At 72.1% G+C, this 22,319-nt stretch carries 16 protein-coding genes and 1 pseudogene; 8 read left to right on the forward strand and 9 right to left on the reverse strand.

Annotation, left to right across the window (positions count from 1 at the left end; all coding sequences use genetic code 11):
• The 3 genes from ABZZ79_RS08625 to glgX all read right to left on the reverse strand — a co-directional run bounded on the left by ABZZ79_RS08625 (window position 1) and on the right by glgX (window position 6,467).
• Window positions 1-1,251, reverse strand: coding sequence for a M14 family zinc carboxypeptidase (locus tag ABZZ79_RS08625; RefSeq protein WP_356687891.1), 1,251 nt, complete (start codon window positions 1,249-1,251; stop codon window positions 1-3).
• Window positions 1,252-1,683: 432 nt separating this feature from the next.
• Window positions 1,684-4,035 carry a malto-oligosyltrehalose synthase gene (gene treY, locus ABZZ79_RS08630; protein ID WP_356687893.1) on the reverse strand — a complete coding sequence of 784 codons (2,352 nt, stop codon included), beginning with the start codon at window positions 4,033-4,035 and terminating at the stop codon, window positions 1,684-1,686.
• Between the two features lie 308 nt (window positions 4,036-4,343).
• Window positions 4,344-6,467: a glycogen debranching protein GlgX gene (gene glgX / locus ABZZ79_RS08635; protein ID WP_356687895.1), complete on the reverse strand. Its 2,124-nt coding sequence runs from the start codon at window positions 6,465-6,467 to the stop codon at window positions 4,344-4,346.
• 181 nt (window positions 6,468-6,648) lie between these two features.
• Between glgX and ABZZ79_RS08640 the strand changes: the two genes are divergently transcribed.
• From ABZZ79_RS08640 to ABZZ79_RS08655, 4 genes are all read left to right on the forward strand, one after another.
• Window positions 6,649-7,464: a Tat pathway signal sequence domain protein gene (locus tag ABZZ79_RS08640; protein ID WP_356687897.1), complete on the forward strand. Its 816-nt coding sequence runs from the start codon at window positions 6,649-6,651 to the stop codon at window positions 7,462-7,464.
• 91 nt (window positions 7,465-7,555) lie between these two features.
• Window positions 7,556-8,863 carry a copper amine oxidase gene (locus ABZZ79_RS08645; protein WP_356687899.1) on the forward strand — a complete coding sequence of 436 codons (1,308 nt, stop codon included), beginning with the start codon at window positions 7,556-7,558 and terminating at the stop codon, window positions 8,861-8,863.
• Window positions 8,864-8,965: 102 nt separating this feature from the next.
• Window positions 8,966-10,213 carry an SAV2148 family HEPN domain-containing protein gene (locus ABZZ79_RS08650; protein ID WP_356687900.1) on the forward strand — a complete coding sequence of 416 codons (1,248 nt, stop codon included), beginning with the start codon at window positions 8,966-8,968 and terminating at the stop codon, window positions 10,211-10,213.
• Between the two features lie 103 nt (window positions 10,214-10,316).
• Window positions 10,317-11,048: a 3'-5' exonuclease gene (locus ABZZ79_RS08655; protein ID WP_356687902.1), complete on the forward strand. Its 732-nt coding sequence runs from the start codon at window positions 10,317-10,319 to the stop codon at window positions 11,046-11,048.
• Between the two features lie 198 nt (window positions 11,049-11,246).
• Here ABZZ79_RS08655 and ABZZ79_RS08660 read toward each other — a convergent pair whose 3' ends face one another.
• On the reverse strand, window positions 11,247-12,119 hold the full coding sequence (locus tag ABZZ79_RS08660) for an aminoglycoside phosphotransferase family protein (protein ID WP_356687904.1): 873 nt from the start codon (window positions 12,117-12,119) through the stop codon (window positions 11,247-11,249).
• A gap of 162 nt (window positions 12,120-12,281) precedes the next feature.
• Between ABZZ79_RS08660 and mgt the strand changes: the two are divergent.
• Window positions 12,282-13,515, forward strand: a pseudogene (gene mgt / locus ABZZ79_RS08665) (macrolide-inactivating glycosyltransferase).
• 64 nt (window positions 13,516-13,579) lie between these two features.
• On the opposite strand, the gene ABZZ79_RS08670 reads toward mgt, so the two are convergent.
• Window positions 13,580-15,823 carry an MMPL family transporter gene (locus tag ABZZ79_RS08670; RefSeq protein ID WP_356687906.1) on the reverse strand — a complete coding sequence of 748 codons (2,244 nt, stop codon included), beginning with the start codon at window positions 15,821-15,823 and terminating at the stop codon, window positions 13,580-13,582.
• 428 nt (window positions 15,824-16,251) lie between these two features.
• On the opposite strand from ABZZ79_RS08670, the gene ABZZ79_RS08675 reads away from it, so the two are divergent.
• The 3 genes from ABZZ79_RS08675 (at window position 16,252) to ABZZ79_RS08685 (ending at window position 18,611) form a co-directional block, all read left to right on the forward strand.
• Window positions 16,252-16,800 (forward strand): DUF1697 domain-containing protein, encoded by a 549-nt coding sequence (locus ABZZ79_RS08675; RefSeq protein WP_356687908.1) that lies wholly within the window; start codon window positions 16,252-16,254, stop codon window positions 16,798-16,800.
• A 66-nt stretch (window positions 16,801-16,866) separates the two neighbouring features.
• Entirely contained in the window at window positions 16,867-17,880 is a 1,014-nt protein-coding gene (locus ABZZ79_RS08680) for a 2-dehydropantoate 2-reductase N-terminal domain-containing protein (protein WP_356687910.1), read from the forward strand.
• Window positions 17,881-17,993: 113 nt separating this feature from the next.
• On the forward strand, window positions 17,994-18,611 hold the full coding sequence (locus tag ABZZ79_RS08685) for a DsbA family protein (RefSeq protein WP_356687912.1): 618 nt from the start codon (window positions 17,994-17,996) through the stop codon (window positions 18,609-18,611).
• Between the two features lie 39 nt (window positions 18,612-18,650).
• Here ABZZ79_RS08685 and ABZZ79_RS08690 read toward each other — a convergent pair whose 3' ends face one another.
• Genes ABZZ79_RS08690 through ABZZ79_RS08705 form a run of 4 tightly spaced genes read right to left on the reverse strand, consistent with a single transcriptional unit; the run spans window position 18,651 to window position 22,267 of the window.
• On the reverse strand, window positions 18,651-19,439 hold the full coding sequence (locus ABZZ79_RS08690) for a sirohydrochlorin chelatase (protein ID WP_356687914.1): 789 nt from the start codon (window positions 19,437-19,439) through the stop codon (window positions 18,651-18,653).
• Between the two features lie 6 nt (window positions 19,440-19,445).
• The gene (locus ABZZ79_RS08695) at window positions 19,446-20,348 is read right to left on the reverse strand and encodes an ABC transporter permease (RefSeq protein ID WP_356687916.1); all 903 of its coding nucleotides are present in this window, start codon (window positions 20,346-20,348) and stop codon (window positions 19,446-19,448) included.
• On the reverse strand, window positions 20,335-21,120 hold the full coding sequence (locus tag ABZZ79_RS08700; protein ID WP_356687918.1) for an ABC transporter ATP-binding protein: 786 nt from the start codon (window positions 21,118-21,120) through the stop codon (window positions 20,335-20,337). The genes ABZZ79_RS08695 and ABZZ79_RS08700 overlap by 14 nt, the downstream gene beginning before the upstream one ends.
• A gap of 37 nt (window positions 21,121-21,157) precedes the next feature.
• A complete protein-coding gene (locus ABZZ79_RS08705; protein WP_356687920.1) occupies window positions 21,158-22,267 on the reverse strand; it encodes an aliphatic sulfonate ABC transporter substrate-binding protein in 1,110 nt (369 codons plus the stop codon).
• Between the last annotated feature and the right edge of the window lie 52 nt (window positions 22,268-22,319).

Genomic DNA, 22,319 nt, shown 5'->3' on the forward strand with positions numbered 1-22,319 from the left:
TCAGGCCGCCCACACGCGCGCGTGCAGCGCCGCCGCGACCACCGTGCGGGACTGGTGCTCGATCTGGTGCTCCAGGGGCACCCAGCGGGCGTGGAAGCGCTCCGCGAAGGCCTCGCTCCAGTCCACCACCAGCCGTTCGAGCAGCGGGGCCGCCCGGTCGTCGCTCGCGCGCAGCACCCGCAGCAGCATCGCCGCCGCCCGCAGCGGCAGCCGTCGCGCGAAGGCCTCCACGCTGCCGATGTACGCCATGGAGTCGTCGGCGGGCGCCGTGTGGATCCAGTCCGCGGCCAGCCCCGGCACCAGCTCCAGCGCCCACTGCCCGGCCCGCAGCAGGGCACTGTCCACGCCCTCCAGCCGGGGCAGCGCGTCGCGGAGCACCCGCTCCACCTCCAGCGCGTCCCGCACCAGCCCCTCGGCCAGCATCCGCAGCGCCGCCGCCGGGGCGGGATGCGGGGCCACGTCGTCCACCAGGTCGCTCGCCCACATCGGCACCTCCACGACCGCCGTGAGGCCGCCGTAGCGATGGGCGTGGTACCAGGTGCTGTTGCGCGCGTCGTCCGGCATGCTCGGGTACGCGACGCCCGACTCGCCCGTCGGCATCACATGCACCCCGGGCCCGGACGCGGGCCAGCCCGCGGCGTCGGACGCGCCCGCCTCCACCGGAATGCGCAGCTCCGCCGCCGACTTGGCGAACGGCTCGGCCAGCCCCGGGATGTCCTTGGTCAACTGCACCCAGCTGCCGCCCAGATCGGTGCCGTGCAGTGTCACCTGGAGGTACGGGCGCAGCTCGTCGATCACCCCGGTCAGGGCGCGCGTCTCGGGCGGCAGCCGGTCCGGCGGCAGCACCGACGGCGACCACTCGGGCTGCTCGGGCCCGGCCGGGCGGAAGAAGCCCCGGTGGTAGTCCAGCAGACTGCGCGGCGCGGGCGTGACATGCAGACTCGCCCCGTCCGGGTCCGCGCACAGCAGGAAGTGCCAGGACGTGCCGTCCCGCAACACGCGCTCGTACAGTACGCGTTCGGCGAGCGCGATCAGGGTCGGGCCGCCCGCGGGTTCATTGGCGTGGGCGCCCGCGACGACCAGTACGGCACGCACGGCGCGGCCCACGGACAGCAGGTGCAAAGGGCGTCCTTCCCGGGACACCCCCACCTCACGCAGAGCGCACAGGCCGGGATGGCGTACGGCCAGGGCCCGGGCCGACGAGATCAGTTCGGGCAGGGTGGGGTAGCGCATCTCCGGCAGGAGACTCACCCCCGTCTGGCGCGGCCGGCCCTCGCATCCGCAGTACCCCACGGAGTTGAGACTCTGTCAAGATTGTGCGCCGGAGCCGCCCGGGGGCGCCCGGAGGCACGCGCAAGGTCCCCGCCCGCCAGCTGCGGTTCAAAGCCAGGGCCTGTCCGACACTCTCCCGTCTGCCACGCGACGCCTGGCACGCGCGTGGGCCCTGCCGTGCTGCCGGACCGCCCCACCATGGCTCTGCCGCGGCGCCTGGCACGCGCTCCCCGGGAGGGGCCGCCGCCGTGTTGCCGGACCGCCCCGCGTGGCTCCGCCACGAGCGCGGGTCCGGCGCCTTGCGATCGCACGCTCAGCCCCGGGCGAACCGGCTTCGCCCGGCTTGCCCGGGGGGCCCCCATCGCCGCCGCGCGTCCGCCCTGCCGGCGGACGACGGGTGGCGGACAGGCCCTATTCCCCCGCCCGCTCCAGCAGCGCCACCGGCAGTCGCTCGAAGAGTTCCGCCACGCGCGCGTGCCCGGTGAACACCCGCCCGGGGGCGAGCACATCGGCCCAGCGGCCCGGCGGGAGCGGCAGCCGGGTGTCGCGCCAGCCGCCCGCCTCGGCCAGCCGCAGCGACAGCCGGGTCACGGCGGTCACCGTCTGCCCCGAGCGCGCGAACGCCGCGCAGTGCTCGGCGGCCGCGCCCTGCGCGGCCAGCGGCGTGTACGACGCGCCCGCCCCGAACACCTCCGGGCGTCGCGCCCGCAGCCGCAGCGCGGCCGCCGTCACCGCCGCCTTCTCCCCGCCGTCCCGCGGGGGCAGCTCGGCCGGCCGCCGGTTGTCCGGGTCGACCAGCGTCCGGTACTCGGCCTCCGTGCCCTGGTAGACGTCCGGCACGCCCGGCATCGTCAGATGCACCAGTGCCGCCCCCAGCACGTTCGCCCGGATGTGCGGCTCCAGGGACGCCCGGAACGCGGCCACGCGCTCGCCCGGCACCCCGCAGGGCCCGTCCGCCACGAACGCCGCCACCGCCTCCTCGTACGGCGGCTCCTGCTCCGTCCAGCTTGTGTACAGCCCGGCCTCGCGCACATGCTTCAGCAGCGCCCCCTGCACCCGCTCCGGCGCCGCCGGCCCCAGCCCGAACACGGTCTGCCAGGCCGCCCAGGCCAACTGCCCGTCCGGTACGGCCTCCTCGGGCCGCGACAGGCCGTCCAGCAGCTCCGCCCAGCGCTCCGGACACTCGGTGAGCACCGCCAGCGCGGCCCGCACGTCCGCGCTGCGCTTGGTGTCGTGGGTCGTCACCACCGTGCCCGCCAGCGGCCAGTCGCGCTGCACGCGCGCGCAGTAGGCGTGGAAGTCCCGCGGCAACACCCCCGGCGTACCGGGATCGCCGCCCACCTCGGTCGCCGACAGCAGCGGCACGTACCGGTAGAAGGCCGTGTCCTCCACGGACTTGGCCCGCAGCGCCGACGACAGCTGCGCGAACCGCGCGCGGAACTCCACCTGCCCCGGCCCGTCCCCGTGCCGCCCGAGCAGCAGATCCCGTACGACGTCCACGGCGCCGGCCTCCTCGGGCACCACGAAGGAGAGCCGGGCCTCGGCGGCGGCCTCCTCGGTGACCACGCGGGCCGCGTCGACCGAGGCGTAGGGGCGGTACACCTCCATGCGGACCAGCAGCTCGCGCAGCGCCGCGGCGAGCGCCCAGGGGGCGCGGTCGCGCAGTTCCGGGCCGGGCGAGGCGGCGCACACCCTGACCGCCACCCGGGTCAGCCGCTCCAGCTCGGCGGCCAGCTCGTGCCCGATCACCCCGTACGCCGCGCGCCGCACGGTCGCGTCCCAGGAGCCGCCCCGGTCGGTCTGGGGCGCCGCGAACCGCCGGTAGCGGGCGAGGAGTTCGCCCGCGCCCGCCATGTCCGTGAACAGGCCGTCCACCCGGCGCAGCGCGTCGTAGCCCGTGGTGCCCGCGACCGGCCAGGAGGGCGGCAGATGCTCGGTGTCCGCGAGGATCTTCTCCACGACCGTCCAGCGGCCGCCGGTGGCCTTGTGCAGCCGCGCCAGATACGCGTCCGGGTCGGCCAGCCCGTCCGGGTGGTCCACCCGGAGCCCGTCGATCACGCCCTCGCGCAGCAGCGCGAGGATCTTGCCGTGCGTGGCCTCGAAGACCTCCGGGTCCTCCACCCGCAGCCCGATCAGCTCCGAGATGCTGAAGAAGCGGCGGTAGTTGAGTTCGGTCCGGGCCAGCCGCCACCACACCGGCCGGTACCACTGGGCGTCCAGCAACCGGGTCAGCGGCAGGTCCTCGGTGCCCTCGCGCAGCGGGAAGACGTGGTCGTAGTAGCGCAGCACGTCCCCGTCGACCCGCAGGGCGTCCGCCTCCTCGCCCAGCGGACGCCCGAGCACCGGCAGCAGCAGCTGCCCGCCCTGCGCGTCCCAGTCGATGTCGAACCAGCGCGCGTACGGCGATTTCGGCCCCTCGCGCAGCACCTCCCACAGGGCGCGGTTGTGGACCGGGGACATGGCCATGTGGTTCGGCACGATGTCCACCACCAGGCCGAGGCCGTGCTCACGGGCGGTCCGCGCGAGGGCGCGCAGGCCGTCCTCGCCGCCGAGTTCGCCGCGCACGCGCGCGTGGTCGACGACGTCGTATCCGTGCGTCGAGCCGGGGACGGCCTCCAGGACGGGGGACAGGTGCACATGCGAGACGCCGAGCGAGGCCAGATACGGCACCGTCGCCGCGGCGGCCGCGAACGGGAACGCGGGCTGGAGCTGGAGCCGGTAGGTGGACGTGGGCACCGGCGGGACGGATCGCTCAGGTGTCATGCAGACCTACGTACCCGTCCGGCGGCCTTTCGTGTCATCGCCGACCGCCGCCGGAGTGACCGACGGTCGTCCGGTCCCCGGGGCGGGCGTCCCGAGTCCCACTTCCCGTGCCCGCGGAAACGGACCGCCGCCCGCGCGTGGTGCCCGCCGAAGCCGACCGGCACCCGCGCGTGCCCGCGGACGTGAGGCGCCCCTGGGGCCTGGTGTCACCTTCCCGTCCGCCCGCGACGCCCGGCACGCCGAGCGCACGCGCCGGACGCCGCGCGGCCGCCCTTCGGGCGGCGACGACGAGAAGGTGACGCCAGGCCCTAGGCCGGGCGCTGCAACACCGTGAGGCTGCGGTCCAGCAGCCGCAGCCGCTCCCCGGCGGCGACCTTCGGCCCCGTGCCGGGCGGGACGCCGTCCTCCTGGGAGGTGTCGACGACCACCTGCCACTGCCGCCCGTGGTCGACCGGCACCAGGAAGTCCAGCTCCTTGGGGGAGGCGTTGAACATCAGCAGGAAGGAGTCGTCGCCGATGCGCTCCCCGCGTGTGCCGGGCTCGGAGATGGCGTTGCCGTTGAGGAACACCGTCAGCGCCGACGCCTGGGCCCCGTCCCAGTCGCGCTGGGTCATCTCGCGGCCCTCGGGCGTGAACCAGGCGATGTCCGACAGGTCGTCGTGCGTGCCCTCCACCGGACGCCCGTGGAAGAAGCGCCGGCGCCGGAAGACCGGATGGTCCTTGCGCAGCCACACCATCGCGCGCGTGAAGGCGTACAGCGCCGCGTCGCCCTCCGCGTCCGCCGGGTCCGGCCACCGGACCCAGGCCAGCTCGTTGTCCTGGCAGTAGGCGTTGTTGTTGCCCCGCTGGGTGCGGGCGAACTCGTCGCCGTGGCTGATCATCGGCACGCCCTGGGACAGCATCAGCGTGGCGATGAAGTTGCGCATCTGGCGGGCGCGCAGCCGCGCCACGTCCTCGTCGTCGGTCTCGCCCTCGGTGCCGCAGTTCCAGGAGCGGTTGTGGCTCTCGCCGTCCCGGTTGCCCTCGCCGTTGGCGTCGTTGTGCTTGTGGTTGTACGCCACCAGGTCGTGCAGGGTGAACCCGTCGTGGCAGGTGACGAAGTTGATGGAGGCCAGCGGACGGCGGCCGTCGTCCTGGTAGAGGTCGGAGGAGCCGGTCAGCCGGGAGGCGAACTCGGCGAGTGTGCGCGGCTCGCCCCGCCACAGGTCGCGCACGGTGTCGCGGTACTTGCCGTTCCACTCGGTCCACAGCGGCGGGAAGTTCCCCACCTGGTAGCCGCCCTCACCGACGTCCCACGGCTCGGCGATCAGCTTCACCTGGGAGACCACCGGGTCCTGCTGCACCAGGTCGAAGAACGACGACAGCCGGTCCACCTCGTGGAACTGCCGGGCGAGGGTCGCCGCGAGGTCGAAGCGGAACCCGTCGACGTGCATCTCGGTGACCCAGTACCGCAGCGAGTCCATGATCAGCTGAAGGACGTGCGGGGACCGCATGAGCAGGGAGTTCCCGGTCCCGGTGGTGTCCATGTAGTGGCGTTTGTCGGGGGTGAGCCGGTAGTACGACGGGTTGTCCAGGCCCCGGAAGGACAGTGTCGGGCCGAGGTGGTTGCCCTCGGCGGTGTGGTTGTAGACGACGTCGAGGATGACCTCGATGCCCGCCTCGTGCAGCGCGCGCACGGCCGACTTGAACTCCAGCACCTGCTGCCCGCGGTCGCCCCACGAGGCGTAGGTGTTGTGCGGGGCGAAGAAGCCGATGGTGTTGTAGCCCCAGTAGTTGTTCAGGCCCATGTCGACCAGCCGATGGTCGTTCACGAACTGGTGTACGGGCATCAGTTCCAGCGCGGTCACGCCGAGCTGGGTGAGGTGCTCGATCACCGCGGGGTGCGCCAGGGCCGCGTAGGTGCCGCGCAGCTCCTCCGGAAGGCCCGGATGCCGCATGGTGAGGCCCTTCACATGGGCCTCGTAGATCACCGTGTGGTGGTACTCGGTGCGCGGCCGCCGGTCGTCGCCCCAGTCGAAGTAGGGGTTGACCACCACGGACGACATGGTGTGCGGGGCCGAGTCCAGGTCGTTGCGCCGTTCGGGCGCGTCGAAGTGGTAGCCGTACACCTCCTCGCCCCACTGGACCGCTCCGCTGATCGCCTTCGCGTACGGGTCGAGCAGCAGCTTCGCCGAATTGCAGCGCAGCCCGCGCTCCGGGGCGTACGGACCGTGGACCCTGAATCCGTACCGCTGTCCCGGCATCACGCCCGGCACATACGCGTGCCGGACGAACGCGTCGCTCTCCCGCAGCTCCACCGCCGTCTCCGAGCCGTCGTCGTGAAGCAGACACAGCTCTACTCGGTCCGCGGCCTCCGTGAAGACCGCGAAGTTCGTGCCGGCGCCGTCGTACGTGGCGCCGAGGGGATACGCCTCTCCAGGCCAGACCTGCATGGAAACGACTCTTCCAGGTGTGCCGTGCCCCCGGGGGTGCCTTGCCTTCGAGTCTCCCCGAAAGTGATGGAACCACCCCTGACTCACGTCCCTCTTACCGGTCGACCAGTGCATACGACGTATGCCGAAAATGTGGGGCAGACACGTACTCCCGGGGACGCAGGGGGAGTAGGGGGAAGATGTGCGCACGATAGTGCACCGCCACCTGGGGAAGGTGGTGGCCGGTGCCGCGATCGCCGTGGCCGGGACGGCCGTGATGGTCGGTGTGACCCTGCCGGGCACGGCCGGCGCCGGGGAGAACGGGGGCGCCGCGGGCACCGGGAGCGGCACGGCCGCGGCCGGGCAGGCCGCGCCGGGACAGGGCCCGGCCGACACGCCGGGCGTGGTGGAGGCGGCGCCCGCCGAGGGCGACAAGGGCACGGGCCGTGACCCGCTGACCGACGACGAGGTCGAGCGTGTCGCGAAACTCGCCGTCAGCCGCCAGATGCTCAGCGCCGGTGAGGACGTCGCCGGGGACCGCGGCCCGCAGCGGCTGGCCGTCGACCTCGCCGAGCCGGAGTCCGACACGCCGGGCGCGCCGCGCCGCGCCGAGGTGCAGTTCTACGACTACAGCGACGACACCCTGGTGACCCGGACGGTCGACCTCGACACCGGCCGGGTCGAGAACACGGCCACCGAGCACGGTGTGCAGCCGCCGCTGAGCCGCGACGAGTACACCGAGGCGGCCCGGCTGCTGATCGCCGACCCGCTCGGCGCCGGCCTGAAGGCCGACTTCAAGGACGCCACCGGCAAGGAGCTGACCTCTCCGGAGCAGTTGTGGCTGAACGGAGCGGTGTACCGGGCGGCCCCGGGGGCCCAGCCGGCCCTGCTGGACAGGTGCGGCGAGCACCGGTGCGTCCGGCTGTTCCCGAAGGTGAAGAACGGCCCGTGGATCGACGCCAGGTCGTTCGTGATCGACCTGAGCGCCCGCAAGGTCGGCGGGCTCGACCTCGGCTGAGCCGTCGTCGGCCCCCTTCTCCCACCTGCCGGCCCACGACCCGGCCGGCACTTCGACTCACTGGCACTTCTCGCAAGGAGCCGTCCTTCTCATGCGCGCGAACCGAATCCGTCATGCCCGCCGGGCCGCCGTGGGCCTGTCCGTGGCCGCGCTGGCCGCCGGCGCGACGACCGCGGCCGGCCCGGCCACCGCCCAGCCCCAGGCCGCGCCCGCGCCTGCCGCCGACTGCAGCGCCGCCTACCGCATCGAACAGAAGCTCACCAGCGGCACCACCTGGCGCATGTGCTGGCGCTACGACAGCAAGGCCGGGCTCGTCCTGGAGAAGATCTCCTACCAGCCCAAGGGCGAGACCAAGCCCATCAAGGTGCTCAACAGCGCCCGCCTCGGCCAGATCCACGTCCCCTACGACGACGGCAGCGTCGAGTACGACGACCTCACCGGCTTCGGCTTCGCCCAGGGCCTGGTCAACCTCGCGCCCGGCGAATGCCCCGGCGGCACCATCAAGACCGTCAAGGTGCCCGACGCCTGGCAGGACCCGAACGTCAAGGGCCTGTGCACCACGACCCGTTCGCGCGGCCACGCCTACCGCATGCAGGGCGACACAGCCAACAAGGTCTACCAGGCCCAGGGCAAGGACCTGCTCGTCTACACCGTCAACCAGGTCGGCTGGTACGAGTACATGACGGAGTGGCGCTTCCAGGACGACGGCACCGTCACCATGAACGTCGGCGCCACCGGCAGTCTGTCCTACGAGGACTACGACGCCGGCGACGGCCGCGGCTGGCCGATCGGCGACGGCGACCGCGCCAAGGCCACCAGCCACAGCCACAACGTCTTCTGGCGGCTGGACTTCGCCCTCGACGGCTCCACGAAGAACACCGTCGAGCAGTACGACTCGACCGTCTCCGCGCCCGTCGCCGGCAACCGCGCCCCGACCACGAGGACCACCCGCACCAAGGTCACCAAGGAGCTCGCGGGCGACGCCAAGAGCTACCGCTGGTGGCGGATGGTCAGCGCGACCGGCAAGAACAAGGACAAGCACCCGCGGTCCTACGAGATCGTGCCCGGCACCAGCACCAAGTACCCGGGCCGCAGTTACACCAAGCACGACCTGTACGTCACCCAGTACAACGCGTGCGAGAAGTTCGCCAGCCACAACCCCGGCTGCCCCGGCACCCAGTCGAAGTCCGTCGACAAGTGGGTGAACGGCCAGGCCCTCACCCACCCCGTGGTGTGGATGAACGTGGGCTTCCACCACATCGCGCGGGACGAGGACCAGCAGCCGATGCCGGTCCACTGGCAGGGCTTCTCCATCGTCCCGCGCGACGTCACGGCTATGAATCCGCTCACTCCGGGCGACCTCGCGTGGCAGAACGGCCACTGGCGGCCGCGCAGTTGAGAAACGACCTGCGCATCCGGCTGCACCGCCGACCGCTCGCGGAGTAGGCTTCCTTGATCGTTGGGACGGGGAGAGCTCGGGGGAGCGGAAGGCGGTGCGCGGGTGGGCTCGGGAGGGCTGGAGCTGCCCCCTGGTGACGAGGGTCACGAGGGGGACTCGACAGACGGCCCGCCCGGCACGGTGTCACTGGCCCGTCCCATGGAGACGGGTTCCATCGGGCCGGAGCTGGAATGGGACGCCGAGGCCTGGCGCGAGGTGCGCACCCGCGCCCAGCGCGCGGGCCGTGCCTACATCTGGCTGAACCTGGTCGAACAGCGGCTGCGCACGGTCGTCGCCGCGGTGCTGCGGCCCATCTACGAACCCGTCCACGGCGACGACTGGGTCGTCGCCGCGGCCGGACCGGCCGGACAGGAGTGGGTGCAGCGCGCGGGCGCCGTCCGTGAAGTCAGCCGCCGCAAGGGCTACTTGCTCGACCCGGCCGACGACAACGTGCTCAGCTTCCTCACCCTGCCCCAGCTGCGCGAGCTGATGGTGCAGCACTGGCCCTGCTTCGAGCCGTACGTCGACGACCGGCGGGACGTCGAACTCGCCCTGGATGAGCTGGAGGTGACCCGCAACGTCGTCTCGCGCAACCGGGCCCTGTCCGAGGCCGTGCTGAACCAGGCCGAACGGGCCTCGGCACGGCTGCTGGAGACGCTCGGCGCGGGCGGCGACGTGCCCTCCGCGCGCCGGCTGCCCGTCGACGCCGTGGAGGATCTGGTCGGCGACCGGTACGCGGACGTGGTGGCGGTGCACTCCGACCGGGTGCGGCTGATGCGCCAGTTCCCGGCCGAGGACATCTTCGGCGGCGCCCGCCGCCTGGACGCCTTCGGCATCGGCCTCAACCTGCTCGTGCAGAACTTCTCCGGACGCCGACTGGTACGGCTGGCCGAGGCCGGCTGCCGGGTGCGGCTGCTGTTCCTCAACCCGGCCTCCAGCGCGGTCAAACGGCGCGAGCGCGAGCTGGGCATCAAGCGGGGCGAGCTGTCCCGGGGCGTGGAGATGAACATCCTGCACATGCGGCGGGTGCGCTCCCGGCTGCGCGACCCCGGCGCCTTCGAGATCCAGGTGTACGACGAGACGCCCCGCTTCACGGCGTACCTCGTGGACGGCGACGGCTCCGACGGCATAGCGGTCGTGCAGTCCTATCTGCGCCGGTCACGGGGCATGGAGGCGCCGGTGCTGGTGCTGCGGGCCGGCAACCGGGTCGTAAAGCCGGGCGAACCCTACGAGGCGGACGAGGCCGGGCTGTTCCCGACGTACCGGGAGGAATTCGAGACGGCGTGGGCGGATTCGCGCCCTGTGTCCTGAACCGCCCCGCCGGGTCAAGCGGAACGCGGTCCTCTGGTTGTCAGTGGTCCATGGGAAGGTGGGGACCACTGGGGGAGAGCACCACCAAGAAGGGGGACCGCCCATGGGCTGGCACCGTGAGCTGCTGATCGGATTCGACCTGGAGACGACCGGGACGGACCCGCGCGAGGCGCGCATCGTCACGGGCGCGGTGATAGAGGTCAGGGGCGGACAGGTGCTGGGCCGCCGCGAGTGGCTGGCCGATCCCGGCGTGGAGATCCCGGCGGACGCGGTCGCGGTGCACGGCATCAGCAACGAACGCGCGTCGGCGGAGGGCCGCCCCGCCGACGAGGTGGCCGACGCCATGGCGGACGTCCTGGTCACCTACTGGAAGACGGGCGTGCCGGTCGTCGCCTACAACGCCACGTTCGACCTCACCCTGCTCTCCGCCGAACTGCACCGGTACGGCCTGCCGTCCCTGCGCGACCGCCTCGGCGGCGTCGACCCGGCCCCGGTCATCGACCCGTACACCATCGACCGCTGGGCCGACCGCTACCGGCGGGGCAAGCGCAACCTCGAAGCGGTCTGCGCCGAGTACGGCGTCCCGCTCGACTCCGCGCACAACGCCTGTGCGGACGCCGTGGCCGCCGCGCGGCTCGCCTGCGCGATAGCCGACCGCCACGCCAAGGTCGCGGCGCTCGGCGCGGCGGAGCTGCATCGCCGCCAGATCGAGTGGTACGCCGAATGGGCGGCCGACTTCCAGGACTTCCTGCGCCGCAAGGGCGACACGGAGGCCGTGGTGGAGGGTGCGTGGCCCCTCCGGGGGGTGGCGGCGGAGGGCGTGCGGGCCAGGTAGCGCCGGTTCGTGGGGTGCGGGTGTGTGGGGGCTGGTCGCGCCCACGCGGTGGAGCCACATCTCGACTCAGCGCCGCGCCACTTAGAGGGGTTGGTGTCGACGTCTCTCGGGCGAGTGACGGCGTGCGGGCGCCGGGCGCGCAGTTCCCCGCCTTCCTTCAGGGCGTCGGGCCTCAGCCGCGCCGCCAGGGCCCGTGGCTCAGAACGGGTACCACCGCACGCTCTCGTCCCCATCCCGCAGTGACGCCACCCGGCGCTCGAACTCGGCCCGTGCCTTCGGGTTGGCCGGCGCGTGCTGGGCGACCCATGCGCAGCTCGCGGTCTCCCGCGCCCCGCGCAGCACGTCACAGCCCTCCCACTCGCGGACGTCCCAGCCGTAGGCGGAGGTGAAGGAGTCGTACGCCTCGGGCGGCAGTCCGTAGCGGTCGCGGGACAGGGCCATGACGACGAGGTCGTGCTCGCGGAAGTCGGCGGCGAAGGTCTCCAGGTCGACGAGCACGGGACCCTCGGGCCCGACATGGACGTTGCGCGGCAGGGCGTCGCCGTGGATCGGGCCGGGCGGCAGCTGCGGGGTGAGCGCGGCCGCGGCCGCCGTGAAACCGTCGCGGCGCTCACGGAGGTACGCGGCGTCCCCCGGGTCGATCGCGTCCCCGGCCAGCCGCAGCCAGCGCTCCACCCCGCCCAGCAGTTCACGGGGCGGCAGAGCGAAGGAAGCGGCGGCAGGGAGCGGCAGCCGGTGCACGGCGCGCAGGAGTGCGGCCAGGTCGCGGGGCCCGGCGGGCCGGACCGGGTCCGGGAGGCGGTGCCAGACGGTCACCGGGTGGCCCTCGACGAGCCGCACCTCGCCGGAGGCGGCCCGTACGGCGGGCACGTCCGCCTCCGCCAGCCAGGTCGCGACGGCCAGCTCCCGCCGCGCCCGGTCCAGCAGTTCGGCGTCACGGCCCACCTTGACGACGAGGTCGTCGCAGGCGAACACGGCGTTCTCGCCGAGGGCGAGCAGCCGCGCCGGCCCGGCCCTCTCCGGCAGCACCCGCGCCGCGGCCAGCACGTGCCGGGCCCGTGCCTCGTCCATCCGTCCGCCTCCATGCCGTCCCGCCGTGGGCTGTTCCGCGCTGTTCAGGGCGTGATCCAGTCTCGCATCCGCCGTGCTTGCACCATGCTCGCACCGTGCCTGCACCGTCACCGTGCTCGCACCCGCGCATGCTGTCGCACGATACGTCTCGTCTCTTTTCGGTTGCACGAGACGTATCGTCTCGCTTAGCCTGCTGCGCATGACGACGAAGCCCGCACACATCGCCATGTTCTCCATCGCCGCCCACGGCCATGTGAACCCCAGCCTTGAGGTGATCCGCGAACTCGTCGCCCGTGGTCACCGGGTGACCTACGCGATCCCGCCGATCTTCGCGGAGAAGGTCGCGGCGACCGGCGCCGAGGTGAAGCCGTGGACGTCCGTCCTGCCCACCCCGGACGACGACCCGGACGCGTGGGGGACCACGCTGCTGGACAACGTGGAGCCGTTCCTCGACGACGCCGTCCAGGCGCTGCCGCAGCTGATCGAGGCGTACGAGGGCGACGAACCCGACCTCGTGCTGCACGACATCACCTCCTACCCGGCCCGTGTCCTCGCCCACCGCTGGGGTGTGACGGCGATCTCCCTGTCCCCGAACCTCGTCGCCTGGGAGGGCTATGAGCAGGAGGTCGCCGAGCCGATGTGGGAGGAGCCGCGCAGAACCGAGCGGGGACGCGCCTACTACGCCCGGTTCGAGTCCTGGCTGAAGGAGAACGGGGTGGACGTCCACCCCGACCCCTTCCTCGGCCGGCCCGGCCGCTCCCTGGTGCTGATCCCGAAGGCGCTCCAGCCGAACGCCGACCGGGTCGACGAGAAGGTGCACACCTTCGTCGGCGCCTGCCAGGGCGACCGCTCGCGGGAGGGGGACTGGCAGCGGCCCGCCGGAGCCCGCAGGGTCGCCCTGGTCTCGCTCGGCTCGTCCTTCACCAGGCAGCCCGCCTTCTACCGCGAGTGCGTCAGGGCCTTCGCGGGCCTGCCCGGCTGGCACCTGGTGCTCCAGATCGGCGCGAACGTCGACCCGGCCGAGCTGGGGGAGATCCCCGACGGCGTGGAAGTCCACTCGTGGGTACCGCAGTTGGCGATCCTGAAGCAGGCCGACCTGTTCGTCACCCACGCCGGGGCCGGTGGCAGCCAGGAGGGGCTGGCGACGGCCACGCCGATGATCGCCGTGCCGCAGGCGGTCGACCAGTTCGGCAACGCCGACATGCTCCAGGGCCTCGGCGTGGCGCGCCATCTGCCGATGGAGGAGGCCACCGCCGAGAACCTCCGCGCGGCCGCGCTCGCCCTCGTCGACGACCCCGAGGTCGCCCGCTGGCTGGAGGCCCTGCGGGCGGAGATGGCCCAGGAGGGCGGCACCCGGCGGGCCGCCGATCTCATCGAGGCCGAGCTGCCCGGGTGACAGCGCACAGGCAGGGCCCGTCGGCTCTCCCGGAGACCGACGGGCCCTGCCCTGCCGTGTGTTGTCAGACCTTCACGGGCTGGTGCTCGCGCACGTCCTGCTCCGGGGCGGCGTCCGGGACATCGTCGTGCGAGAGGTCCGGGAGCCGGTTCATCCAGCGGGGCAGGTACCAGTTGCGCTCGCCGAGCAGGGCCATGACCGCCGGGAGCAGCACACCGCGGATGATCGTCGCGTCGATGAGGACCGCGGCCGCGAGGCCGACGCCCATCTGCTTCATCGACTGCATGGACAGCGTGCCGAAGATCGCGAACACGGCGACCATGATGACCGCGGCGCTGGTGACGACGCCGGCCGTGGTGACCACACCGTGCGAGATCGCCTCGTTGGTGGAGCGGCCGCGCAGCCGGGCCTCACGGATCCGGGAGACCACGAACACGTGGTAGTCCATCGACAGGCCGAACAGGATGACGAACAGGAACAGCGGCAGCCAGCTGATGATCGCGCCGACGCCCTCCGCGCCCACCAGCGAGGCGCCCCAGCCGTGCTGGAAGACGGCCACGAGGATGCCGTAGGCGGCGCCCACCGACAGCAGGTTGAGCACGATCGAGGTGATCGCGATCGTCAGCGAGCGGAAGGACAGCAGCATCAGCAGGAAGGCGAAGACCACCACGAAGCCGAAGACCGGGACGACCGAGCGGACCAGTTGGTCGTTAAAGTCGCTGGAACCGGCGACCTGTCCGGTGATCGGCGCCTGGACGCCGGCGACCTTGCCCAGCGTCGCGGGCCGCACCTCGTCGCGCAGCTTGTCCAGGCTCTCGCCCGCCTTGTCCAGGTCGGAGCCGCCCACCAGCGGGACGTAGACGAACGCGATGTTCTGCGCGTCGTGCAGCTTGATCTCGACCGGGCCGCGGGAGGCGCCCGAACTGATCGCCTGCGCACGGAAGTCGGCGAGGGCGGCCTTCACCTCGGGGGCGTTGATGTCGCCCGCCTTGACCACGACCTCGGCCGGGTCGGAGCCGCCGGGGAAGGCCTCGTTGACGCGGGTGTAGGTCTGGACGATGGGCAGCGAGTCGCCGAACTCCTGGTCCAGGGTGAGGTTCTGGGTCTTCATGCCGACCGCGGGCGCGGCGACGGCCAGCAGCGCGCCGGTCGCGACGACCACCGAGACGACCGGCTTGGCCAGCACGCCCTTGAGCACGGCCGTCCAGAACCGGCTCTGGTCGTTGCCGTCGCCGCCCTTGCGGCGCAGGAAGGGAATGCGGCCCTTCTCCACGCGCTCGCCCAGCAGCGACAGCAGCGCGGGCAGCACGGTGACCGAGCCGACCATGGCGACCGCCACGGCCATCAGCGAGGCCAGGCCCATCGCCTCGAACTCGGCGAGGCCGGTGAAGAGCATGCCCGCCATCGCGACGCACACCGTGACGCCGGAGACCACGATGGCCCGGCCGCTGGTGGCGGCGGCGATCCGCAGCGCGGTCTGCGGGTCCCGGCCGGCCGCCCGCTCCTCGCGCTCCCGGCGCAGATAGAACAGGCAGTAGTCGACGCCGACCGCCAGGCCGACGAGCAGCATCACGGAGCTGGCGCTGTCGCCCATCGGCTGGACATGGCTCGCGAGACCCATCAGGCCCATCGTCGCCATGATCGCGGTGATCGCCAGCAGCACCGGCAGCAGGGCCGCCACCAGGGCGCCGAAGGCGATGAGCAGGATGCCGAGCGCCACCGGGACGGCGGAGTACTCGGCCTGCTGGAAGTCGTCGCCGAACGCGTCGTCGAACGTCTTCATCATGCTGGCGCCGCCGATCTCCTCGACCCGCAGCGACTCATGGTTGCGCTGGACCTTCTCGACGGCGTTCAGCACCGGCTCCACGCGCTCGCCGGCGGTGTCCGAGGCGCCGCGCATGTCGAACTGCACCAGCGCGCTGCGGCCGTCCTCGGAGATCGTCTGCGTGTCGTACGGCGAGCGGACGTCGGAGACCTTGCCGGTGGCCTCGACGGCCTTCATGACCTCGTCGACGGCGGCGCGGAACTCGGTGTCGGTGGCCTTGACCGAGCCGTTCTTCGACTGGATCAGGACCGTCTCGCCGGCCGGCTCCTCGATGCCGGCGTCCTCGGCGATCTTCGCGGCGGTGTGTGTCTCGCCCTTGAGCTGGTCACTGTCCTTGACCTCGACGGTGCCGACGGCCGAGCCGAGAACCATGGTCGCGACGACGAAGAGCACCCAGATGCCCACGGCCGCCCATCGGTGGCGGGCACTCCAGCCGCCGGCCCGCGCGGCGAATCCGCGCACTCTCGTTTGTTCTTTCGTCATGACGGGCTGCCCCCTATTGAGCGGTGACAGCCCCCTGCCGTCACCCTTCGAGTCGAAGATATGGGCGGGATAAACGCTTCTCGTCCTGCTGTCCGGTGAAAACCGACGGACCGGCTTCATCCCCTCGTAGGCCTGATCCCTCCCCTTCACGTCGGAGGTTGGCCCCTACATCTGTTCGAACACCTCGGGGAAGGTGATCAGGGTCCAGACATCCGGTTTGTGATGACGAAACCTTGTTGAACAAGTCACAAGTGCGTGTAGGTGTTGATCCGCGCGCACGCATCCGCCAAAGTTTCGCGAGGCCTCCCCGGGCCCGCGAGCAGGGGAGACGCCTCGACGCGGCCGCCGTGCCCGCCCCCACGGGGCACGGCGGACGCCGAGGCCCCGCAAGCCCCGCATCAGCCATGAGACCGGCCTAGGGTGTGTCCATGACGACGTATGCGGCACTGCTGCGCGGGATCAACGTGGGCGGCAGCAGGAAGGTTCCGATGGCCGAACTGCGCACGCTGATGGAGGGCCTCGGGTACGACGGCGTGCGCACCTATCTGCAGAGCGGACAGGCCGTGTTCGCCACCGGGCAGGGCGACGAGGAGAGCCTGGGCGCCGAACTGGCCGCCGCGATCGAGAAGCACTTCGGGTTCGGCGTCGACGTGATCGTCCGCGACCACGCCTACCTCAGGGCCGTCGCCGACGACTGCCCCTTCCCGGCCGCCGACCTGGAGCCCAAACAGCTCCACGTCACCTACTTCTCCGCCCCCGTCACCGAGGAACGCTTCGCCGAACTCGACCGCGCCGCCTACCTTCCCGAGGAGTTCCGGCTCGGCGACCGCGTCCTGTACCTGTACGCGCCGAACGGCCTCGGCCGCTCCAAGCTGGCCGGCGACCTCGCCAAGCCCAGACTGAACAAGGGGCTCGTCGCCACCAGCCGCAACTGGAACACCGTTCTGAAACTGGTGGAGTTGACCGAGGAGGCCTGACCGCGGCCGCCCGGCGGTGATCAAACCCCGGGCACCGCGGCCGCCGCCTGTGCCAGGCTCGGCCGTATGCGCTACGTCATCATCGGAGCAGGAGCCGTCGGCGGCACGATCGGCGGACGGCTCGCCCAGTCCGGCCACGAGGTGGTGCTCGTGGCCCGCGGCGCCCATCTGCGGGCCCTGCGGGAGCACGGGCTGCGGCTCACCACCCCCGACGGCACCCACACCCACCGGCTGCCGGCCGTGGACGGCCCCGAGGCGCTCGGCGAACTGCGCCCGGACGACGTGCTGCTGCTCGCCGTCAAGACGCAGGACAGCGCCGCCGCGCTCGCCGCCTGGGCGCCACGCCCCGTCACCGGGGGCGGCACCGCCGCCGAGCGCCTCCCGCTGCTGTGCGCCCAGAACGGCGTCGAGAGCCAGCGCCTCGCCCTGCGCCTGTTCCGGCACGTCCACGGCGTCTGCGTCTGGCTGCCCTGCACCTATGCCGAACCCGGCGCCGTCTCCGCCGCGGGCACGCCGCTCACCGGCATCCTGCACCTCGGCCGCTTCCCGCACGGCACCGACGACACGGCCCGGCGGATCGCCGCCGACCTGGAGGCGTCGCACTTCGAGGCGCCCGTCGTCCCGGACGTGACCCGCTGGCAGTACGCCAAGCTGCTGGGCAACCTCGGCAACGCCCTGGAGGCCGTCACTGGGCCGGTCGCCGACGAGGAGGCCGTCGCGCTGTACGACAGGGTCCGCGCGGAGGGCGTGGCCGTGCTCGACGCCGCCGGGATCGAGTACGCCGATGCCGAGGAGCAGCGGGCCGTGCGCGGTGACAAGGTCACGCTCGTCCCGCTGCCGGGCGCCCCGCGCGGCGGCGGTTCCTCCTGGCAGTCGCTCGCCCGCGGCACCGGCACCATCGAGGCCGACTGGCTCAACGGCGAGATCGCCCTGCTGGGCCGTCTGCACGGCGTGCCCACCCCGCTGAACGACCTGCTCCAGCGGCTCGCCGACACCTTCGCGCGCGAACGCCGGGTGCCCGGGTCCCTGCCCGTGGCGGAGCTGCTGCGGCTGGCCGAGAAAGCGGCCGCGCAGGGGTGAGGACACCCCGGCCGGGCACGCACGACGGACGGTCACACCCGGCCGAGTGGCCCATCGGAACGGCAGCCGATTGGACCAGATCCCTGCGCCAATCGGACCATAGGGTCGAAGTCATGACCCATGGATCGCCCACCCGAGTCGACTTCTGGCTCGACCCCGCCTGCCCCTTCGCCTGGATCACCTCCCGCTGGCTGCTGGAGGTCGAGCGCGAGCGCGCCCTCGACCTCCGCTTCCACCCCATGAGCCTGTACCTGCACAACATCGGCAACGAACTCCCCGACTGGTACCGGGAACTGGTCGACAAGTCGATCGGCCCGGTGCGGGTCGCGGTGGCCGCGGCCGACCGGCACGGCGAGAAGGTGCTGCGCGACCTGTACACCGCGTTCGGCACACGCATCCACGAGCGCGGGAGAACCGACTTCGACGCCGTGGTCACCGAGGCGCTCGCCGAACTCGGCCTCGACGCGGACCTGGCCGCCGCCGCGCACGACACGTCGTACGACGAGGCGGTGCGGCGCAGCCACGAGGCGGGCGTCGAGCCGGACACGGGCGGCTACGTCGGCACGCCCACCCTGCACGTGGACGGCACGGTGTGGTTCGGGCCGGTGCTGCGGGCCGTCCCGCGCGGCGCACGGGCCGCGGAACTCTTCGACAGCTTCCGGGTGCTGGCGGGTGAGAGCGACTTCTTCGAGCTCAAGCGCACCCGCACGGGCGGCCTGTCCTTCGACTGAGCCGGCCGAGCCCCGGAGCGACGGTGTCGTGCGGCTCTGTCAGGCGGTTCGCCGCAGCAGGGGCCGCCGGGCGGTGTCCGGCGCCTGCTGAGCCGGGGCGGCGCCCCGTGCCCCGAAGGCAGCCTGGTCGTAGCGCTCCAGCAGCACACGCGCCACCTCCGGCGCCGGGCCCAGCACCTCGGCCAGGACGTCCGCCTCCGCCGCGCCCCGCGCGATACGGTCCGGCAGGAAACCCGGGGCGAGCACGTACGGCGCCACCGCTACCCGCTCGCAACCGAGGGCGCGCAGCTCACGCACCGCGTCCTCGGTGCGCGGCAGGGACGCGGAGGCGAACGCGGGCCGCACGGCGCACCAACCGGTGTGCCGCCACTCCCGCGCGATTGCTGCGATCACCGCGATCGCCTCCGGGTCGGTGGACCCCGCCGAGGCCAGCACGACCCCGGTCGAGGACTTGTCGGCGGGCGTCAGGCCCGCCTCGTACAGCCGGCGCTCCAGAGCGCAGAGCAGCAGCGGGCTCGGGCCCAGGACCTCCGCCTGGCGGACCCGCAGTCCCCGCGGCGCGTCCCGCAGGACCGCCGGGATGTCGGCCTTCGCGTGGAAGGCACGGGTCAGCAGCAGCGGCAGGGCGACCACGTCCTGGACGCCCTCCGCCGCGAGCGACTCCAGCACCCCTTGTACGGAAGGGATGTTGAAGTCCAGGAAGCCGGTCTCCACGCGCAGCCCGGGCCGCAGCGACCGTACCCGCTCCACGAGGGTGTGCACGGTCGCGGCGTGCCGCGCATCGCGGCTGCCGTGGGCGACGACGAGGAGAACCGGCTGCTGGGACATGGTGGTTCAGCCCTTCACCAGCAGACCGCGGCTGCGCAGCACGGCTCGCTCCAGCGGGCTGAAGATCAGCAGATCGATGGCGATACCGACGGTCAGGATGAGCAGGATCGCCAGGAACACCATCGGCATGGAGCTGGCGTTGCGGCCGTTCTCCAGCAACTGGCCGAGTCCTACGCCCAGATCCGGCGAGGAGGCGATGATCTCCGCGGCCATCAGCGAACGCCAGGAGAACGCCCAGCCCTGCTTCAGACCCGCCAGATAACCCGGCAGCGCGGCCGGCATCACGACATAGCGCGCGCCCTTGATCCCGGTCGCGCCCATGGTGCGGCCCGCCCGCAGGAACAGCGGCGGCACCTGGTCGATGCCGGACACCAGACCGTTGGCGATGGACGGCACCGCGCCCAGCAGGATGACCGCGTACATCATCGAGTTGTTCAGACCCAGCCACAGCACGGCCGGCGGCACCCAGGCCACCGACGGCAGGGACTGCAGCCCGGACAGGATCGGCCCGATCGCCGCGCGGACGAACTTCACCCGGGCCACCAGCAGGCCCAGCGGCGTGCCGATCGCCAGGGCCAGCAGGAAGCCCAGCAGACCGCGCGAGACGCTGGTCCAGATGTACTCCAGGAGCGTGCCCTTCAGCCACGCGTCCTGGACCTCCCCCCAGACCTCGCCGGGCGAGGGCAGCTTGGTCGGATCGTCGACGATCTTCAGCGAGACCAGGGCCTGCCAGACGACCACCACCAGCGCGACCGCCACGATCGGCGGCAGGATCTTGTCGACGAACGTCTTGCGGAACGGCGTCCGCGTGACCGCCCGGGACTCCAGCGCGTCCAGGCCGGCCTCCAGACCGCCCAGCGCGGCGCCGTCCTTGACGGAGGTGTCCGTCGTCGTCTCAGTGCTTGCCATGACGGCGGATCTCCCCACGCAGTACGTCCGTGATCTCCAAGGACAGTTCGGCCACCGGGGCGTCCTCGATGCGCCGCGGCTGCGGGATGTCCACCCGCCACTCGCGGGCGATCCGGCCCGGCTTCGACGACAGCAGCACCACGCGCTGCGCGAGCCGTACCGCCTCGCGGACGTTGTGCGTCACGAACAGCACGGACAGGCCCGTCTCGGCCCAGATCCGGGTCAGTTCGTCGTGCAGCACGTCCCGGGTGATGGCGTCGAGCGCGGCGAACGGCTCGTCCATCAGCAGCAGCCGGCTGTCCTGGGCCAGCGCGCGGGCCAGGGCCACCCGCTGGCGCATACCGCCGGACAGCTCGTGCACACGCTTGCCGTACGCGCCCTGGAGCCGTACCAGTTCGAGCAGCTGCTCGGTCCGGTCACGCCGCTCGTTCTTCGGAACCCCCCTGAGCTTCAGGGCGAGGTCGATGTTCTTGCCCGCGGTCAGCCACGGGAACAGGGCGTGCTCCTGGAACATCAGAGCCGGACGCCCGTCGGTGGTGATCTGCCCGGCGGACGGGGCATCGAGCCCCGCCACCAGGTTCAGCAGCGTGGACTTGCCGCAGCCCGACGCCCCCAGGAGGGTGACGAACTCACCCGGCGCGACATCGAGGCTGATGTCGTCGAGGACGAGCTGCTGCCCGGAAGGTCCGGCGAAGGACTTCGAGACGTGCTCGAGACGTGCGGCGTGCTCGACCGACTCGGCGGTCTCGGCCTTGGCTATCGCGGTGGCCATGGTCGTCACCTCCTGGGGAACGAAGGGGTCAGCGGGCTTACTTGGTGCCGAGTCCGGCGTCGTCGACCGAGCTCTCACCCGCGGCGGCGAGCACCTGGTTGAGCAGCTTGAGGTCGTAGATGCCCGCCAGCAGCGGGTCCTCCAGCAGACCGGCCTTCACCGCGTGCTGCGCCTCGGTGTTGAGGGTCGCCGCCAGCGGGTCGTTGGTGAACTGGATGGAGTTCCACGCGGGGTCCAGGACCTCGGGCTTGAGCTCCTTGCCCGAGTCGATGCCGAGCTGGGTGTTGGCCGCGGCCTTGGCCTCGTCCGGGTTGGCGTTGATCCACTTGTTGGTGTCGACCGACGCCTTCAGCACGGCCTCGACGGCCTTCGGGTGCTCCTTGAGGAACTTCTGCGACACGATGATGTTCGTGATCACGAACTTCTTGTCCGGCCACAGGTCCGCCTCGTCCAGCAGCACCTTCGCGCCCTCGGCCACCAGCTTGGACGCGGTCGGCTCCGGCACCCAGGCGCCGTCGATGGAACCGGCCTTGTAGGCGTCCGGCGTGACCTTGTTGTCCGTGCGGACCACGGACACGTCACCCTTGCCGCTCTCCGCGTCGACCTTCCAGCCCTGCTCCGCGACCCAGTTGAGCAGCGCCACGTCCTGCGTGTTGCCCAGCTGCGGGGTCGCGATCTTCTTGCCCTTGACGTCCTTGATGGACTTGATCTTGTCCGGGTTGACCACGAGCTTCACGCCGCCGGAGGCCGAGCCGCCGATGATGCGCAGGTTCGTGCCCTTGGACTTGGTGTAGCCGTTGATCGACGGGGACGGGCCGATCCAGCCGATGTCGATGGAGCCCGAGTTCAGCGCCTCGATCTCCGAGGGACCCGCGTTGAAGACCTGGTACTTGGCCTCCGTGGCGCCGAGCGCCTTCTGGAAGAAGCCCTTCTGGTTGCCGACCAGCGCGGTCGCGTGGGTCAGATTGCCGAAGTAGCCGATTCTGACGGAGTCGAGACCGTCGATCTTCACGGCGTCGGCGGCGACCTTCGCCTTCGGGGCGGCGTCGTCCTTGGAGTCGGAGCCGTAGCCGCAGGCGGCGAGGGTGAGCAGGGGGAGGGCGGTGATCACCGCGAAGGTGCGGCGGAGAGCGGAATTGGCAGGCACGGGAGGCTTTCCTCTCGTTGGCCCGGCGGTCACGAACTTCAGGTCGTGGCCG

The sequence above is a fragment of the Streptomyces sp. NPDC006458 genome, assembly GCF_040612135.1.
Classification (GTDB): Bacteria; Actinomycetota; Actinomycetes; order Streptomycetales; family Streptomycetaceae; genus Streptomyces.

What these genes read in the sequence shown, in the direction of transcription:
- ABZZ79_RS08680 (WP_356687910.1), top strand. Translation starts at nt 16,867, where the DNA reads ATGCGCTACGTCATCATCGGAGCAGGAGCCGTCGGCGGCACGATCGGC.
- ABZZ79_RS08700 (WP_356687918.1), bottom strand. Translation starts at nt 21,120, where the DNA reads ATGGCCACCGCGATAGCCAAGGCCGAGACCGCCGAGTCGGTCGAGCAC.
- ABZZ79_RS08685 (WP_356687912.1), top strand. Translation starts at nt 17,994, where the DNA reads ATGACCCATGGATCGCCCACCCGAGTCGACTTCTGGCTCGACCCCGCC.
- ABZZ79_RS08695 (WP_356687916.1), bottom strand. Translation starts at nt 20,348, where the DNA reads ATGGCAAGCACTGAGACGACGACGGACACCTCCGTCAAGGACGGCGCC.
- ABZZ79_RS08690 (WP_356687914.1), bottom strand. Translation starts at nt 19,439, where the DNA reads ATGTCCCAGCAGCCGGTTCTCCTCGTCGTCGCCCACGGCAGCCGCGAT.
- treY (WP_356687893.1), bottom strand. Translation starts at nt 4,035, where the DNA reads ATGACACCTGAGCGATCCGTCCCGCCGGTGCCCACGTCCACCTACCGG.
- ABZZ79_RS08655 (WP_356687902.1), top strand. Translation starts at nt 10,317, where the DNA reads ATGGGCTGGCACCGTGAGCTGCTGATCGGATTCGACCTGGAGACGACC.
- glgX (WP_356687895.1), bottom strand. Translation starts at nt 6,467, where the DNA reads ATGCAGGTCTGGCCTGGAGAGGCGTATCCCCTCGGCGCCACGTACGAC.
- ABZZ79_RS08670 (WP_356687906.1), bottom strand. Translation starts at nt 15,823, where the DNA reads ATGACGAAAGAACAAACGAGAGTGCGCGGATTCGCCGCGCGGGCCGGC.
- ABZZ79_RS08645 (WP_356687899.1), top strand. Translation starts at nt 7,556, where the DNA reads ATGCGCGCGAACCGAATCCGTCATGCCCGCCGGGCCGCCGTGGGCCTG.
- ABZZ79_RS08675 (WP_356687908.1), top strand. Translation starts at nt 16,252, where the DNA reads ATGACGACGTATGCGGCACTGCTGCGCGGGATCAACGTGGGCGGCAGC.
- ABZZ79_RS08660 (WP_356687904.1), bottom strand. Translation starts at nt 12,119, where the DNA reads ATGGACGAGGCACGGGCCCGGCACGTGCTGGCCGCGGCGCGGGTGCTG.